The following is a 14851-nucleotide window of genomic DNA, read 5'->3' on the forward strand; positions in this document are numbered from 1 at the left end:
CATGCAATCCTTTGTCTATCATGGCCTGCCATCTCGGGTGGTATTCGGCCAGGGGACCCTGTCGCGCCTCGCCGAGGAAATCCAACAACTCGGTTGCCGTCGGGCCCTGGTGCTGGCCACCCCCCAGCAGCAGGAACAGGCACGCGCGGTGCTGGAACAGCTCGGGGAGCGTGGGGCTGGCCTGTATGCCGAGGCGGCCATGCACACGCCGGTCGAGGTGACCGAGCGTGCCATGCGGGTGGTCGAGGAACTGGGGGTCGACTGCACCGTGGCCATCGGTGGCGGTTCGACCATTGGCCTGGGCAAGGCCATCGCGCTGCGCACCGGGCTGCCCCAGGTGGCCATCCCCACCACCTATGCCGGCTCCGAGATGACGCCGATCCTCGGCGAGACGCGCGACGGCCTCAAGACCACCCAGCGCACCCTGGAGGTGCTGCCCGAAACGGTGATCTATGACGTCGACCTGACCCTCTCGCTGCCCGCCGGCATGTCCGGCACCAGCGGCATCAATGCGATTGCCCATGCGGTGGAAGCGCTCTACGCCCGTGACCGCAACCCGGTGATCTCGCTGATGGCGGAGGAAGGCATCGCGGCACTGGCGCGCAGCCTGCCGGTGATCGCCGAGAATCCCTCCGATCAGGACGCTCGCTCGGATGCCCTCTATGGCGCCTGGCTGTGCGGTGCCTGCCTCGGCTCCGTCGGGATGTCGCTGCATCACAAGCTCTGCCATACCCTGGGGGGCTCCTTCGACCTGCCCCATGCCGAGACCCACACCATCGTGCTGCCCCATGCGGTGGCCTACAACGCCCCGGCGGCCCCCGAGGCGATGTCGCGCATCGCCCGGGCACTGGGCTGCGAGGATCCCGCCGCCGGTCTCTTCGACCTGGCCCGGGCGGTAGGCGCGCCCACGGCACTGGAGGAGATCGGCCTGACGCTGGACGATGTCGAGCGCGCCACCGAGATCGCCACCCGGAACCCCTACTGGAACCCTCGCGAGGTCGAGGCCGAGGGCATCCATCGTCTGCTGCGCCATGCCCTGGTCGGTCAGCGGCCGGCCAGGGAGGAGGGAGCACACCGATGAAGACACTGCTGACCAATGCCACCGTCGTGACCATGGATCCGGCGCTGGGCGAGCTTGCCCAGGGCCAGGTGCTGGTGGAAGACGACCGGATCCTGGCCGTGGGCCAGGATCTTCCGGCCGAGGGCGCCAAGGTCATCGACTGCCGGGGCGGCATCCTGATCCCCGGGCTGGTCAACGCCCATCTGCATACCTGGCAGACCGGCCTGCGTGGCGTCGCCGCCAACTGGACGCTGCTCGAGTACTTTCGCCACGTCCACCGCGGCCTGGCGAGCCTGTTCACGCCCGACGACATCCATATCGCCACCCGCATGGGGGCGCTCAACCAGCTCAACTGCGGTACCACCACCCTGGGTGACTGGTGCCACAACAACCCCACACCCGAGCATACCGATGCGGCGATTCGCGGGCTCAAGGAGTCCGGTATCCGGGCGCTGTTCTTCCACGGCTCGCCCAAGCCGGACCCCGAGCCGGGACAGCCGCATTTCAGCGAGATCCCGCATCCTCGCGGTGAGGTCGAGCGGCTGCTCCAGGGGGAGCTTGCCGACCCCGAGGCCCGGGTGACCCTGGGGCTGGCCATCCTCGGCCCCCACTATTCCACCCTCGATGTCAGCCTGCAGGATTTCGCCCTGGCCAAGGAGTTCGGCCTGGTCGCCTCGATGCACCAGGGCGGCGGCGCGGCCGTCAGCCCCGGTGGCTGGGACGTGATCGAGGAGCAGGGGCTGCTGGGGCCGGACATCAATATCGTGCACGGGCAGAGCCTGGACGACGCCCAGCTGGCCCGCTTCTGCGAGCAGGGCGTGACCTTCTCCATCGCACCGGAGAACGAGATGACCCAGGGGCATGGCTTCCCGATCACCGGCCACGTTCGCCGACACGGCGGTGTCGTCTCCCTGGGGGTGGATCTCGAGTCGGTCATCTCCGGTGACATGTTCACGGTCGCCCGGATGGCGCTGGGCATGCAACGCTCGCTGGACAACGATGCCTCGCGACGCGAGCAGGGCAGCATTCCCGACACCTCGACCATCCGCACCCGCGAGGCGCTGGCGTGGATCACCGTCGACGGCGCACGCGCCCTGGGCCTCGAGGCGCGCATCGGCAGCCTGACCCCGGGCAAGCAGGCCGACATCGTGCTGCTGGATAGCGGCCTGCTGAACATGCAGCCGGTCAGCGACCCGGTCTCGACCGTCGTCATGCAGGCGAGTCTCGCCAACGTCGACAGCGTCATGGTGGCGGGAGAGTTCCACAAGCGTAACGGCAAGCTGCTGGCGGACGTCGAGGAGGGGATCAGCCATCTGGCAGCCTCCGGTCACCGCATCAATGCCGAACTGATGTCACGGGAACACGCGTCCCGAGAACCAGGGGAGACAGTCCAATGACCACGACCACCAAGGTAGCCTGGATCGGCCTCGGCAAGCTGGGCTTGCCCATGGCAACGCGGATAGTAGCAGCTGGTTACCCTGTCCAGGGATTCGACCTCAGCGCCGAGCGGGTGGCACTTGCCGAAGAAGCCGGCATCACCCCCCACCGGGCGCTGGCCTCCGCCATCGAGGACTGCCGCCTGGTCTTCGTCTCGATCCCCGATGACCGGGCGCTGCTGGGCCTGACCCTGGCGTCGGGTGGGCTGATCGAGGCGATGGCCCCGGGCAGCGTGTTGATCGAGACCAGCACCGTCAGCATCGAGGCGTCCGCCAGGGTGGCCACGGCCGCCGAAGCGCGGGGCATTGCCTATCTGCGCAGCCCGGTGTCGGGGAATCCCGTCGCCGCCGAGTCCGGCACCCTGTCGGCCATGGTCTCCGGTCCGCGCGAGGCGCTGGATGACGCCGCACCGGTGATGAACACCTTCACCAAGGCCCAGTACTGGCTCGGGGACGATGAGCAGGCTCGCTACGCCAAGCTGGCCATCAACCTGATGATCGCGGTGAGCGCCGGGATGATGGGCGAGGCCCTGGCGATGGCGCGCAAGGGCAACATCGGCTGGGAGGCGATGCTGGACCTGATGGCCGACAGTGCCGTGGGCTCGCCGATGGTCAGGTACAAGACCCAGCCGCTGAAGGACCGTGACTTCACCTCCACCTTCTCGGCCGCCCAGATGGCCAAGGACCTGGACCTGGTCCTCGGCTGTGCCCACGGGGCCGGTGTCGCCGTGCCCCTGGCCGCCCAGATGCGCGAGGCCTACAGCTCCCTGATCGGCACGGGGCACGGTGAGGATGACTACATCGCCACCATCCACCACACCGAGCGCCTCTCCGGGTTGCCGGCCTTCGAGAGCGCCTCCGGCGCCAGGGGATGACGACATGCGAAACCTGAACGCAGAGAACATCACGGATGCCGTGATCGAGCAGTTCGCCGGCTGCCGTGACGAGCGGCTGAAGAGCGTGCTGAACAGCCTGGTGAGCCACCTGCACGCCTTCATCCGTGACGTGGAACCCACCGAACAGGAGTGGACCGAAGCCATCGACTTCCTGACCCGGACCGGCCAGATGTGCGACGACAAGCGTCAGGAGTTCATCCTGCTCTCCGACACCCTGGGCGTGACGATGTTGGTCGATGCCATCAATCATCAGGCGTCGGACCCGATGGTGTCGGAAAGCACGGTGCTGGGGCCCTTCTATGTCGCCGACCCGCCCCGGGCCGAGCAGGGCGAGTCGATCGACTGGGGCGTCGAGGGGGAGCCCTTCTTCGTGGAGGGGCGGGTGCACGACGGGCGCGGCGAGCCGCTGGCCAATGTCGTCATCGACGTCTGGCAATCGGACAGCGAAGGGTTCTACGACGTCCAGAAGGAGCTCGAGAGTGCCTCGCTGCGGGCCAGGTTCACCACCGACGACCAGGGGCGCTATGCCTTCTGGACGGTGACCCCCTCACCCTACCCGATTCCCACGGACGGCCCCGTCGGCAAGATGCTGGAGCTCACGGGGCGGCATCCCTACCGGCCGGCACATGTGCATTTCATGCTGATGGCCGAGGGGTTTGACACCCTGGTGACCCAGGTCTTCGCCGAGCACGATCCCTACCTCGACTCCGACGCCGTCTTCGGCGTCAAGGACTCCCTGGTCAGGGAATACGAGCTGATGCCGCCGGGACAGGCGCCGGATGGCCGCACCCTGCAGTCACCATACCGCCATTTGCAATACGACTTCGGCTTGCAGGCAAGCTGACAGTCGAGATACAGAAATCCATTGTTCAACAAAGAGGTACACTTCATGACCGCCATCGACCAGAGCGCCGTCGAAACCCTGTTCACCAATGCCCGGACCCACAATGTCTGGAAGGACAAGAGTGTCAGTGAGCAGACGCTTCGTGAGCTCTACCACCTGATGCACTTCGGGCCCACCTCGATGAACTGCCAGCCACTTCGCGTGCTGTTCCTGAACAGCCAGGCGGCCAAGGAGCGGCTCAAGCCGGCCCTGATGCCCGGCAACCAGGAGAAGACCATGAAGGCGCCCGTGGTGGCCGTGCTGGGCTACGACACCGAGTTCCACGAGCACCTGCCGCGCATGTTCGCCCACAACAAGGACGCCAAGTCGCTGTTCGAGGGAAAGACGGACTTCATCAACACCACGGCCTTCCGCAACAGCTCCATCCAGGGCGGGTATTTCATCCTGGCCGCGCGCTCGCTGGGGCTGGATACCGGCCCCATGTCCGGCTTCAACAATGCCGCCGTCGACGAGGAGTTCTTCCCCGATGGCAAGGTGAAGAGCAACTTCCTGTGCAGCCTCGGCTACGGCGATCATTCGTCGCTGTTCCCGCGTCAGGCACGGTTCGAGTTCGACGAGGTCTGTCGGATCCTCTGACCGGGCCTGCTCAGCCGCCTCGGCCCATCGAGGCGGCTGGGCACTTGCATGTTCCTCCGATTTGGGCCGTGATCTTCACGGCCCTTCTTATGTCAGATGGGAGCCTTCCCATGGTGTACGACGCTCCGTTCGTGGCGTTGATGATCCTGGCCGTGCTGCTCACCGGCATCTCCAAGTCGGGTTTCGCCGGCGGTGTCGGGGTGGTGGCGGTGCCACTGATCTCGCTGAAGGCCAGCCCGGCCTTCGCCGTGGCCGTCATGTTGCCGCTGCTGATCGTGATGGATCTTTTCAGCCTCAAGGCCTGGTGGCGCCACCGCGTCGGTTCGCTGCTGTGGCTGATGTTTCCCCCGGCGGTGCTGGGGGTGGCGGTCGGCTACCTGACCTATGGTCTCTTCGATGAGGACCTGCTGAAGGTGCTGTTGGGGGTGTTCTCGATCCTGTTCGGCCTGTGGGGACTGCTCAAGCCCTTCCGCGGCCGCGTCATGCCGACCTGGGTCGGCGGACTGAGTGGCGGCATCGCAGGCTTCACCAGCTTCATCGCCCATGCCGGGGGGCCGCCGCTCAACGTCTACCTGCTGCAGCGCCGGCTCACCCGGGAGCAGTTCCTCGCCACCGCGGTGGTCTTCCTGGCCGCCACCAACCTGGTCAAGCTGGTGCCCTACGGCATGCTCGGCCTGCTGAATGTCGAGAACCTCACCATCGCGCTGTTGCTGATCCCGATGGCCTGGCTGGGGGTGCGCCTGGGGCTGGCCATACAGAAGCGGCTGAGTGGCGAGCTCTTCTTCCGGATCATCCTGACCCTGTTGATCCTGCTGGGCGTTCGGCTGATCGTCGACGGCTGGGGATAGCCGCGTTGCCATCGCGTTTGCTGCCAGGCGTGCGGCGGCGCTATCTTGGTGCATCACCCTGTCCCTGCTCCGAGGCGAACATGAGTGACCTCCCCGACGAGAGCCATCCGGAGGGCCCCTATGACAGACTGTCGCAGAGGCCGGTGCCAAGGCTCTCCAATACCGAGTTCGCCCGCTTCCTCGACTTCATCGAGAAGTTCGAGGACGAGACGGAGCATGAGCTCTCCATGGCCAATGGCTACCGGGAGATGCGCATGATGCTCCACCTCATGCGCAACCATCTGGCCGGTCGACTGACGACGCCCACCTCGCTCGCGGATGCCTCGGGGCTCTCCTACGGTACCGCCAAGCGCGGGATCGAGAGCATCATCCAGCGCGGGCTGATCCTGTCACGCCCCAGGACGAAATCGGGCAAGACGGTATCGCTGCACCCCTCGCCGATGATGATCGACGAGTGGGAGGCTTATGCACACCGGATCAAGGGCCTCCTGGGTCCCCTGTTCGGGGTGGATCCGGCGTCGGACTCCGGCCGCCGGATCTTCCTCGGCGCTGCCGAGGCGGGCCGCGTGATCTCGACGCCGGCGGTACTCTCGGCGCGACTCGAACTGAAGGGTGGGCTGCGTGTGCTGGCTCATGCCGACCCCACCTTCATGGCGATGCACAATCTGAAGCGGCAACTGGAATCGATCTTCGGCCTGGAGATCAGGAACAAGGCCAAGTCGATCGACGGCCTGCTCGAGGAGATCCTCGACAATGCCCGGCAGGCGAAGTCGCGTTATGACCTCGTGGCCTGTGACCTTCCCTGGTTCGGCGAGCTGGCGTCGAGGGAGATGCTGATGCCGCTCGATTCGCTGATTGAACGGGACGCCTACGACCTGTCCGATTTCCATCCCGTCGCCATCCAGAGTTCCGGTTATGCCGGCAAGCAGTACGGTATTCCGGTCCAGACGACACCGGAACTGCTCTGTTACCGGAAGGATATCCTCGAGCGAGCACAGCTCGAGCCCCCGACGACGACCGAGGATCTGGTCAAGGTGGCCAGGCGACTCCATGACCCCGCCAGGGGGCAATACGGCATCGCCTGGAATGCCGCGCGCGGCACGCCGCTGGGCCATACCTTCAGTTTCCTGATGGCCAAGTTCGGCCAGCCGATCATCAATCTGCGCCCCTGCGAGGGTGGCTATGATTACCAGCAGGCGTCCGGGGAAGAGCTGCGGCCGATGTTCCAGTCGGATGCGGCCTTCCGGGCCTGCGAGTATATGCTGGATATCCTGAAATACTCGCCACCCAATATCCTCAACATGGCCTGGTACGAGCGTGCCCAGTCCTATGCCGCCGGCAAATCCTGCATGGCCTACTGCTATACACTGCTGGCCCCGCTCATCGAGTTCGATCGGGAGTCACCGGCCTGGGGACAGACCGGTTATCTGCCGCACCCCATCGGCAACCATGGCCGCCCGATCACCCCGATTGGGGGCTATGCGCTGGCCATTCCGGCCAATCTCTCGGAGGAGCGGATCGAGGACGCCTGGACGGCCCTGCGTCACCTGACCTCGCCCAACATGTCCAAGCTCTATATCATGAACGGCAGCCTGGTGACGCCGCGCTTCAGCGTCAGCCAGGACCCGGAGGTCTCGGCGCTGTCGCCACTGATCGAGATCGTGGATGGCATGGCGAGGAAGGACATCCTGCAGGCCTGGCCGCGCCCCCCGGTGCCGGGCATCACCGACCTGATCAGCATTGCCGGGCACGAGATCTTCGAGGTGCTGGACGGGCGCCGCTCCATCAAGAAGGCCCTGTCCATGGCGCAGGACAGGGCCGATCGGGTGATGCGTGGCAGGGGATACTACTGATCCACCGGCCGGGTTGCCGGTGGCGTCACTGCAGGATCATGCCGCCGTCGATCATCAGCAGCTGGCCGGTCATGTAGTCCGACTCCGGGCTGGCCAGGAAGGAGGCGGTACCGACCACATCTGCCGGGTAGGAGTAGCGCTTCATCAGGATCATCTTCTCGGCGAGCTCGTCCATGGACTGGCCCTGCTTGTCGAACTTGCCGATGCTGACCAGGTCCTTGTCGAGCTGCTCCCACAGCTCGGTGCGCACGACGCCGGGGCCATAGCCGTTGACGGTGATGTTGTGGTCGACCAGCGCCTTGGCGCCACCGTTGATCATGGCCAGTACGGCGTGCTTGCTGCACGAATAGGGGACCACGTCATCGAAGGCCTGGCGGGACAGGATGGAACCGACATTGATGATCTTGTAGGGGCCACTCTCCTTGCCCTGGTCGATCATCTGCTTGGCGGCTTCCTGCATGCCGATCAGGCAGCCCAGCGCATTGACGTCCATGATCTGGTGCCAGTTATCCTCGGTGATATCGAGGAACATCAGCGGCTTGTTGATGCCGGCGTTGTTGACCATGACATTGAGGCTGCCGAAGGCCTCGACGGTGGCCTGCACGGCCGCCTTCATCTGCTCACGCTCGGTGACATCGAGCTTGATCGCGATGGCCTTGCCGCCCCTGTCGGTGATGCGCTTGACGACTTCCTCGCACCCTTCGAGGTTGAGGTCGGCGACGCAGACATTGGCGCCCTGTTCGGCATAATGCTCGGCGACAGCGGCACCCATGCCACGCGCGGCGCCGGTGATCAGGCAGTTCTTTCCCTCGAGACGAGTCTTGTCCATGGTGTCACCTCCTGGTGTTGTTGTGGAAGAGTCAACGGCGAAGGCCGCGTTGTTTCCGGGTTCTGTTTGTCAGGCATCGAACCTGAAAGGCAGTGCTGCCGTGCTGTGCTACTGCGGGAAAAGTCAGGCAACGAATCGGTCGTCTCTGCCTTGCAGAACCACATTGTCTGCATGGTCGTGGGGAAGTGACAGTTGGCATGCCAGCCATTCTGGCCAGATTGGATGTTTTGATGAGGCTGTCGCCATCGAGCTATTGCCGGTATAACGAGCCTTGTCGGCAATGAAGTGCCTGAATAGGTGATCCGGAACGGTGGCTCACAGCCTCGCCAGGGCGGCCTCCAGGCCGGTCAGGTCGACGGTGGTGACGACATCGCTCGGGAAGGGGGAGGCCGCTGGGTCGGCGGTCACGCCGACGAAGAGGGTGGCGTTGGAGCGGGCCGCCCGGTAGTCGTTGTAGGAGTCGCCGATCATCACCGTGTCGCGGGCGGCATGCCGGTGGCGGGCCAGCAGGTTGCGCAGAGCGGTGACCTTGTCCGGCGGCGCCCCGATCACCTCGCGGAAATAGCCGGCCAGGCCCCGGCGCGCGACGATCGTCCTGAGTTCGGGCTCGGGGGTGGCGGAGAGCAGGTAGAGCGGCAGGTGGCCCTGCCAGCGTTCCAGGAACTCGAGTGCGCCGGGAATCGCCGGGGCGTCCAGCAGGCGCTGCTCCACGCTGGCCTTGAAGCGCCGGCAGAGCGCCTGGATGCGAGCCTCTCCGGCCTCGCGGCCGAGGATATGCCCCTCGATGTGGCGGAACTTGACCTCTCGCGGCTGGCCGCCGCGGCGGCTGAGGTAGGCGGCCACGGCACGCCGGCTCTCCTCCGGCTCGTCGTCGTAGAGCTCGGCGAAGGCCTGGCGCTTGAGGGTCGCCGAGTCGAGAATCACGCCGTCGAAGTCGAAGACCAGCACGCTTCCGGGGCCGGGGGCGGTGTCGTTCACTGGCTCGCTCCACATCTGCACCAACAGGAACGCGGCCCGGTGGGCCGCGTCGTTGCCGTGGGGTGAGGCATCAGTTTCGCTGGAATTGGCTCGTCAGCCAAGTCTTGGCCGGTGTCTGGCCCAGCAGGACCAGCGCGATCACGGTGGTCAGCACCAGCGACAACGGGTTGGTCACCAGCGCCAGCAGGAACTGGCCACCGCTGTCGCCCACCGAGGACATCGCCTGGCGATAGGTCTCGTCGAGCAGCGGCCCGAGGATCACGCCGAGGATGACGGGGCCCATCTGGAAGCCGAACACCTTCAGCCAGTAGCCCAGGATGCCGAAGCCCAGCATCCAGTAGACTTCCGTCATATTGCTGTTGATGGAGTAGGTGCCCACCACGCAGAGCACCAGGATCAACGGAATCAGCAGCGCCTTGGGGACCTCGACCACCTTGGAGAAGACCTTGATGCCGGTGAGGCCGAAGATCAGCAGGAAGATGTTGGCCAGTGCCAGGTTGCCCACGGTGAACCAGAAGATGTGCGGGGTCTCGATCATCAGCATGGGGCCGGGATTGAGGCCGTGGATGACCAGGGCGCCGAGGATTACCGCGGTCACCGCATCGCCGGGCATCCCCAGGGTCAGCATCGGCACATAGGCCCCGCCCACGGCGGCGTTGTTGGCGGTCTCGGGCGCCACCAGGCCCTCGTAGGCACCCTCGCCGAAGGGGCTGGAGGGGTTCTTGACGGTACGCTTGGCATGGTCGTAGGCGAACAGCGAGGCGATGTCGCCCCCGGTGCCGGGCAGGGCGCCCACGATGACACCGATGATAGAGGTGCGTATGGAGAGCGGCAGGTACTTCAGCACCATGCTCAGCGGCGGGATGATCTTGTCGACCTTCTGCTTGATCGGCACCTTGGTCAGGTTGTGCAACTGGTAGAAGGCCTCGGCCACGCCGAACAGACCGATCATTACCACTACATAATGGATGCCGCCGAGCAGCTCCATGCTGCCCATGGTCAGGCGAGGCTGGGCGGTGACCATGTCCATGCCCACCAGGCCGATACTGGCCCCCAGGGCCACCGAAAAGATGCCCCGGGCCAACGACTTGCCGGAGAGGGTGCTGACCAGCAGCAGGCCGAGCACGGCGATCAGGAAGTAGTCGCGCGGGGCGAACTCCAGCGCCATGTCGGCGAGGAAGGGGGCGCTGCCGGCCAGGACCAGGGTGCCCAGCAGGCCGCCGATCACCGACATCACGGTACTCAGCCCGATGGCCTGGCCCGCCTCGCCGCGCTGGGCCAGGGGATAGCCGTCGAAGGCGGTGACCACCGCCGAGGGGGCGCCGGGGATGTTGAGCAGGATGGCGGTGCGCGAGCCGCCATAGACGCCCCCCACATAGATGCCCACCATCAGGGCCAGGGCATTGTTGATGTCCCAGGAAAAGGTGAAGGAGATCAGGATCGAGGCGGCCATGGTCACGGAGAGACCGGGAATCGCGCCGACGTAGATCCCGGCCAGGGTGCCCAGCGCCGTCAGCAGCAGCAGCTGAGGATCCAGCCAGGCCATGAGCAGAAAGGAAAACGTATCACTCATCAGGAGCCTCGGGGGTCAGGGGAGATAGACGCGGAACACCAGGGTGAACAGGGCATAGATCACCGCGATGGCCACGGCCGAGATGATCAGCGAGCTCACCACCCGGCCATGACGGAAGTAGATGAAGGTCACGGCCAGGAAGAGGTAGGTGCTGACATAGAAGCTCGCCCAGACGATGGCGGCCAGGTAGGCCACGGCGAGGAAGGTGAACACCACGATATGCGGCTGGAAGTGCTCGTGGAGGAAGACCTGGGCCTCGTGGAGCGCATTGCGGATCCGAGGATCGCGCCGCTTGCGGCGATGGCTGACCAGGATCACCACCGACGAGGCCAGCATCACCAGCGCCAGACCGACCGGGAAGGAGCCTGGCGAGTTGACGGAGGGAATCCCGTCGATGCGATAGGCCTCGAGCAGCACGCCGATGCTGAACAGCAGCAGCAGCCAGTCGAAGACCTTCTCTCCTGGCTGGACACGCTCGAATTTCTGGCTCATGTCATGACTCCGGGGGAGCCCGGCCTGTGCCCGGCCTCCCCGTCAAGTGGGCATTGGGGGTCAGGGGCGCGGGATGCCCAGCTCCTCGGGGGTGGCCTCGAGCGTCTCGGCATCCGCCTCGTACATGGCCCAGGCGGTCACCGACTGCCAGTTGTCCAGGTACTGTTCGGCCGCCTCGCCGTTGAGGTTGAGCACTTCGGCGCCGAAGTTCTGCATGAAGTCGCCGAACTCCTGGTTGGCCACCGCCTGCTCGTAGGCCTCTTCCAGGGTGGCCTTGATGTCGTCCGGGGTGTCCTGGTGGACGAAGACGCCCCAGAACGGCCCCCACGGCAGGAAGGACTCGATGTCCGGCAGCGCCTGGGTGATCGGCGGCACACCCGGCAGCGCCTCGATCTCTTCCTTGGTCAGCACGGCCAGGCCCTTCATCTTGCCGCTGCGGATCTGCTCGCCGACGGCGGCCAGGCTCAGCGGCATGAAGTCGATATGACCGCCCAGCATGGCGGTGATGCCGGGGCCGTCGCCGCCGAAGGTGACATTGCGCACGTCGAGCTCGTCCACGGCGTTGACCATGGCCAGCACGGTGCTCGGCAGGCCGCCGGCACCGGTCCCGCCCATCCGCAGCTCACCCGGGTTCGCCTTCGCATGTTCCAGCAGGTCGGCAAGGCTGTCGAAGGGGCTGTCGGCGGGTGCGGCGATCACCACCAGACCCTGGCCGATGATGTTGACGGTGTGCATGTCGTCATAGCTGAAGTCGGCCAGGCCCATCAACTGGTAGAGCTGCGGGTTCTCGGCGCCATACAGCAAGTTGTAGCCATCGGCACGCTGACGCATGACGTGGTTCATGCCGATCACGCCGGTACCGCCCGGACGGTTGGTCAGCACCACCGTGGTATCGAGGATCTCCTCGACATGGGGGGTCAGGCTGCGGGCCACGTTGTCGGTGGCACCACCGGCCCCCCACTGGATGGTGGCCTGGATATTGCGCTCGGGATACTCGGCCAGGGCGTTGCCGGCCATGGCCAGAGAGCCGACGGCGACGGCGAGGCTGGTGAGAAGCGGTTTGAACATGGGGAATCCTCCGGACTCGTGTTGTTGGTCTGCCTGCGGGCAGCGGTCCTCGTGTTCTGGGACCAGGGGCTCAATTGCGTTCGATAGTCGAACTAAAGTGCTTGTTGCGAACACTAGAACTCCCTTCCAGTACTGTCAATGCAGGATGTGGTCGCCTACGACCATAGTCGAATGATGGGGGGAGCCTGCCAGCGCGGCAGGCGGTACTCCTCGACAAGTGTTCAGTATCGAGGGCAACGCCTTCTATAGTAGTAGCAGCAATCGTTGACCACGGCGGGAAGAGGCGCGGACCTGAGGGGGCTTGCCACGCTACCCCCGATTTCGCGCATAATGCGAACTAATGAACGCCACGCGAACATCAGAACCGGGTTCCATTTTGCGTGTGCTGGCCGTATGATGATCGTTCGCGACTGAAACGACGGGCACCGAGGAGTGACGCTGCCAGACTCACCTCTCGACATCGCCACCTGGAGGACAAGATGCGCGCCATTGCCACCGTCTGCCTGAGCGGCGACCTGAGAACCAAGCTCGAGGCCAGCGCCCGTGCCGGCTTCGACGGCGTAGAGATCTTCGAGAATGATCTGCTCTCCTTCGACGGCACACCGGGGGAGGTGCGCGAACTCTGCGCGCGTCTGGGGCTGGAGATCGTCGCCTTCCAGCCCTTCCGCGACTTCGAGGCCATGCCCGAGCCCCAGCGCAGTCGCAACCTGCAGCGGGCCGAGCGCAAGTTCGACCTCATGGAGCAGCTCGGCACCGATTTCCTGCTGGTGTGCAGCAACGTCTCGCCCCAGGCCGTCGACGACATGGACCGGGCCGCGGCCGATCTGCGCGAGCTGGCCGAGCGGGCCGCCAGGCGAGGCATCCGCGTCGGTTTCGAGGCGCTGGCCTGGGGGCGGCATATCTCCGATCATCGCGATGCCTGGGAGGTGGTGCGTCGCGCCGACCACCCGAGCCTGGGCGTGGTGCTCGACAGCTTCCATATCCTCTCGCGCCGGCATGACCTCTCCGCCATCGGCAGGATCCCCAGGGAGAAGATCTTCTTCGTCCAGGTCGCCGATGCCCCGCTGCTGGACATGGACATCCTGCAGTGGAGCCGCCACTTCCGCTGCTTCCCCGGCCAGGGGCGCCTGCCGCTGAAGGCCTTCATGACGGCGCTGGCGAAATCCGGCTACGATGGCCCACTGTCGCTGGAGATCTTCAGCGATGCCTTCCGCGCGGCCCCCACCGAGGTCACCGCCCTGGATGGCCTGCGCTCACTGATCTGGCTGGAAAATCTGCTCGAGGAGGGCCCCTGGGCCGGTCATATCCCGCCGGCACCGCGCTACAACGGCATCCACTTCATCGAGTTCACCCTCGACGAGGAGAGCGCCGCGCCCCTGGGCGAGTTCATCGACGCCCTGGGCTTTCGCCACGTGGGGCGCCATCGCTCGAAGAACGTCGAGCTGTGGAAGCAGGGGGATATCCACCTGGTGCTCAACTTCGAGACCGACAGCTTCGCCCACACCTTCCGCCTGCTGCACGGCACCTCGGTGTGTGCCGTGGGCTTTCGTGTCGACGACGTGGAGGGGGCGCAGGAGCGAGCCCGTGCCTTCAAGGCTCGGACCTTCCGTGGCCAGGTGGGCGAGGGCGAGATGGAGATCCCGGCGCTGCGTGGCATCGAGGGCAGCCTGATCTACCTGGTGGATGACGAGGCCGCCGCGGACCTGCAGTGGCGTACCGATTTCGAGCTCTTCGACCAGGAGAGTCGTAACGAGGCCGGCCTGACCCGCGTCGACCACCTCTCCTACGTGCTGCCGGCCACCCAGTTGCTCAGCTGGCAGCTGTTCTATCGCACCGTGTTCGGCTTCGAGGCCGAGGCCGAGCACGAGATCGTCGACCCCCGCGGCATGATGATCAGCCAGGCGGTGGTCAGCCCCGATCGCAGCATCCGCATTCCGCTGACCGTCTCCCAGGCAGAGGAGACCCAGCCCGGCCGCTTCCTCAGCGAGTTCCGCGGCGGCGTGCAGCAGCTCGCCTTCGCCAGCCGCGATATCTTCGCCACGGTGGACGAGCTGCAGGCCCGGGGCCTGCCCTTGCTGCGGATTCCCCGCAACTACTACGACGACCTGGAGGCCCGCTACGGCCTCGACGAATCCCTGCTGGAGGCGATGCGGACGCGCAACATCCTCTACGATCGCAACGACGAGGGCGAATTCTTCCACGCCTATACCGAGACCTTCTCGGGCCGCTTCTTCTTCGAGATCGTCGAGCGCCGTGGCGGCTATCAGCAGTTCGGCGCGGCCAACGCCGGGATCCGTCTCGCCGCCCAGGCGAATAGCGGCTGACAATTGGCAGAGTG

Annotated in this window: 13 protein-coding genes; 8 read left to right on the forward strand and 5 right to left on the reverse strand. The window is 65.6% G+C overall.

What is annotated here, in order from left to right; translation table 11 throughout:
- Position 1 precedes the first annotated feature (1 nt).
- The 7 genes from CR157_RS19625 to CR157_RS19655 all read left to right on the forward strand — a co-directional run bounded on the left by CR157_RS19625 (position 2) and on the right by CR157_RS19655 (position 7573).
- Entirely contained in the window at positions 2 to 1081 is a 1080-nt protein-coding gene (locus tag CR157_RS19625) for a maleylacetate reductase (protein WP_110285234.1), read from the forward strand.
- A complete protein-coding gene (locus CR157_RS19630) occupies positions 1078 to 2457 on the forward strand; it encodes an amidohydrolase family protein (RefSeq protein ID WP_110285235.1) in 1380 nt (459 codons plus the stop codon). Before CR157_RS19625 ends, CR157_RS19630 begins: the two co-directional genes overlap by 4 nt.
- On the forward strand, positions 2454 to 3371 hold the full coding sequence (locus CR157_RS19635) for an NAD(P)-dependent oxidoreductase (protein WP_110285236.1): 918 nt from the start codon (positions 2454 to 2456) through the stop codon (positions 3369 to 3371). Before CR157_RS19630 ends, CR157_RS19635 begins: the two co-directional genes overlap by 4 nt.
- A 4-nt stretch (positions 3372 to 3375) precedes the next feature.
- Positions 3376 to 4236, forward strand: a complete 861-nt coding sequence (locus CR157_RS19640; RefSeq protein ID WP_110285237.1) for an intradiol ring-cleavage dioxygenase — start codon at positions 3376 to 3378, stop codon at positions 4234 to 4236.
- A 45-nt stretch (positions 4237 to 4281) separates the two neighbouring features.
- Positions 4282 to 4872: a malonic semialdehyde reductase gene (locus CR157_RS19645; protein WP_110285238.1), complete on the forward strand. Its 591-nt coding sequence runs from the start codon at positions 4282 to 4284 to the stop codon at positions 4870 to 4872.
- 110 nt (positions 4873 to 4982) lie between these two features.
- Positions 4983 to 5720, forward strand: a complete 738-nt coding sequence (locus tag CR157_RS19650) for a sulfite exporter TauE/SafE family protein (protein ID WP_110285239.1) — start codon at positions 4983 to 4985, stop codon at positions 5718 to 5720.
- 80 nt (positions 5721 to 5800) lie between these two features.
- Entirely contained in the window at positions 5801 to 7573 is a 1773-nt protein-coding gene (locus CR157_RS19655; protein ID WP_110285240.1) for an ABC transporter substrate-binding protein, read from the forward strand.
- A 25-nt stretch (positions 7574 to 7598) separates the two neighbouring features.
- Here the strand turns inward: CR157_RS19655 and CR157_RS19660 are convergent, their stop codons facing one another.
- From CR157_RS19660 to CR157_RS19680, 5 genes are all read right to left on the reverse strand, one after another.
- A complete protein-coding gene (locus tag CR157_RS19660; protein ID WP_110285241.1) occupies positions 7599 to 8402 on the reverse strand; it encodes an SDR family NAD(P)-dependent oxidoreductase in 804 nt (267 codons plus the stop codon).
- A gap of 315 nt (positions 8403 to 8717) precedes the next feature.
- Positions 8718 to 9380 carry an HAD family hydrolase gene (locus tag CR157_RS19665; protein WP_258364241.1) on the reverse strand — a complete coding sequence of 221 codons (663 nt, stop codon included), beginning with the start codon at positions 9378 to 9380 and terminating at the stop codon, positions 8718 to 8720.
- A 70-nt stretch (positions 9381 to 9450) separates the two neighbouring features.
- Positions 9451 to 10953, reverse strand: coding sequence for a tripartite tricarboxylate transporter permease (locus CR157_RS19670; RefSeq protein ID WP_110285243.1), 1503 nt, complete (start codon positions 10951 to 10953; stop codon positions 9451 to 9453).
- Positions 10954 to 10968: 15 nt separating this feature from the next.
- Complete coding sequence (locus tag CR157_RS19675; RefSeq protein ID WP_110285244.1) at positions 10969 to 11445, reverse strand: tripartite tricarboxylate transporter TctB family protein; 477 nt, start codon at positions 11443 to 11445, stop codon at positions 10969 to 10971.
- Positions 11446 to 11505: 60 nt separating this feature from the next.
- Positions 11506 to 12513, reverse strand: a complete 1008-nt coding sequence (locus CR157_RS19680; RefSeq protein WP_110285245.1) for a tripartite tricarboxylate transporter substrate binding protein — start codon at positions 12511 to 12513, stop codon at positions 11506 to 11508.
- A 479-nt stretch (positions 12514 to 12992) separates the two neighbouring features.
- On the opposite strand from CR157_RS19680, the gene CR157_RS19685 reads away from it, so the two are divergent.
- Complete coding sequence (locus CR157_RS19685) at positions 12993 to 14837, forward strand: bifunctional sugar phosphate isomerase/epimerase/4-hydroxyphenylpyruvate dioxygenase family protein (protein WP_110285246.1); 1845 nt, start codon at positions 12993 to 12995, stop codon at positions 14835 to 14837.
- Positions 14838 to 14851 lie beyond the last annotated feature (14 nt).

It is taken from the genome of Halomonas sp. LBP4 (genome assembly GCF_003202205.1).
GTDB classification, from domain to species: domain Bacteria; phylum Pseudomonadota; class Gammaproteobacteria; order Pseudomonadales; family Halomonadaceae; genus Halomonas; species Halomonas flagellata.

Coding starts and splice junctions, on each gene's coding strand:
- CR157_RS19660 (WP_110285241.1), bottom strand. CDS start 8,402: ATGGACAAGACTCGTCTCGAGGGAAAGAACTGCCTGATCACCGGCGCC.
- CR157_RS19675 (WP_110285244.1), bottom strand. CDS start 11,445: ATGAGCCAGAAATTCGAGCGTGTCCAGCCAGGAGAGAAGGTCTTCGAC.
- CR157_RS19645 (WP_110285238.1), top strand. CDS start 4,282: ATGACCGCCATCGACCAGAGCGCCGTCGAAACCCTGTTCACCAATGCC.
- CR157_RS19635 (WP_110285236.1), top strand. CDS start 2,454: ATGACCACGACCACCAAGGTAGCCTGGATCGGCCTCGGCAAGCTGGGC.
- CR157_RS19685 (WP_110285246.1), top strand. CDS start 12,993: ATGCGCGCCATTGCCACCGTCTGCCTGAGCGGCGACCTGAGAACCAAG.
- CR157_RS19670 (WP_110285243.1), bottom strand. CDS start 10,953: ATGAGTGATACGTTTTCCTTTCTGCTCATGGCCTGGCTGGATCCTCAG.
- CR157_RS19650 (WP_110285239.1), top strand. CDS start 4,983: ATGGTGTACGACGCTCCGTTCGTGGCGTTGATGATCCTGGCCGTGCTG.
- CR157_RS19655 (WP_110285240.1), top strand. CDS start 5,801: ATGAGTGACCTCCCCGACGAGAGCCATCCGGAGGGCCCCTATGACAGA.
- CR157_RS19640 (WP_110285237.1), top strand. CDS start 3,376: ATGCGAAACCTGAACGCAGAGAACATCACGGATGCCGTGATCGAGCAG.
- CR157_RS19630 (WP_110285235.1), top strand. CDS start 1,078: ATGAAGACACTGCTGACCAATGCCACCGTCGTGACCATGGATCCGGCG.
- CR157_RS19625 (WP_110285234.1), top strand. CDS start 2: ATGCAATCCTTTGTCTATCATGGCCTGCCATCTCGGGTGGTATTCGGC.
- CR157_RS19680 (WP_110285245.1), bottom strand. CDS start 12,513: ATGTTCAAACCGCTTCTCACCAGCCTCGCCGTCGCCGTCGGCTCTCTG.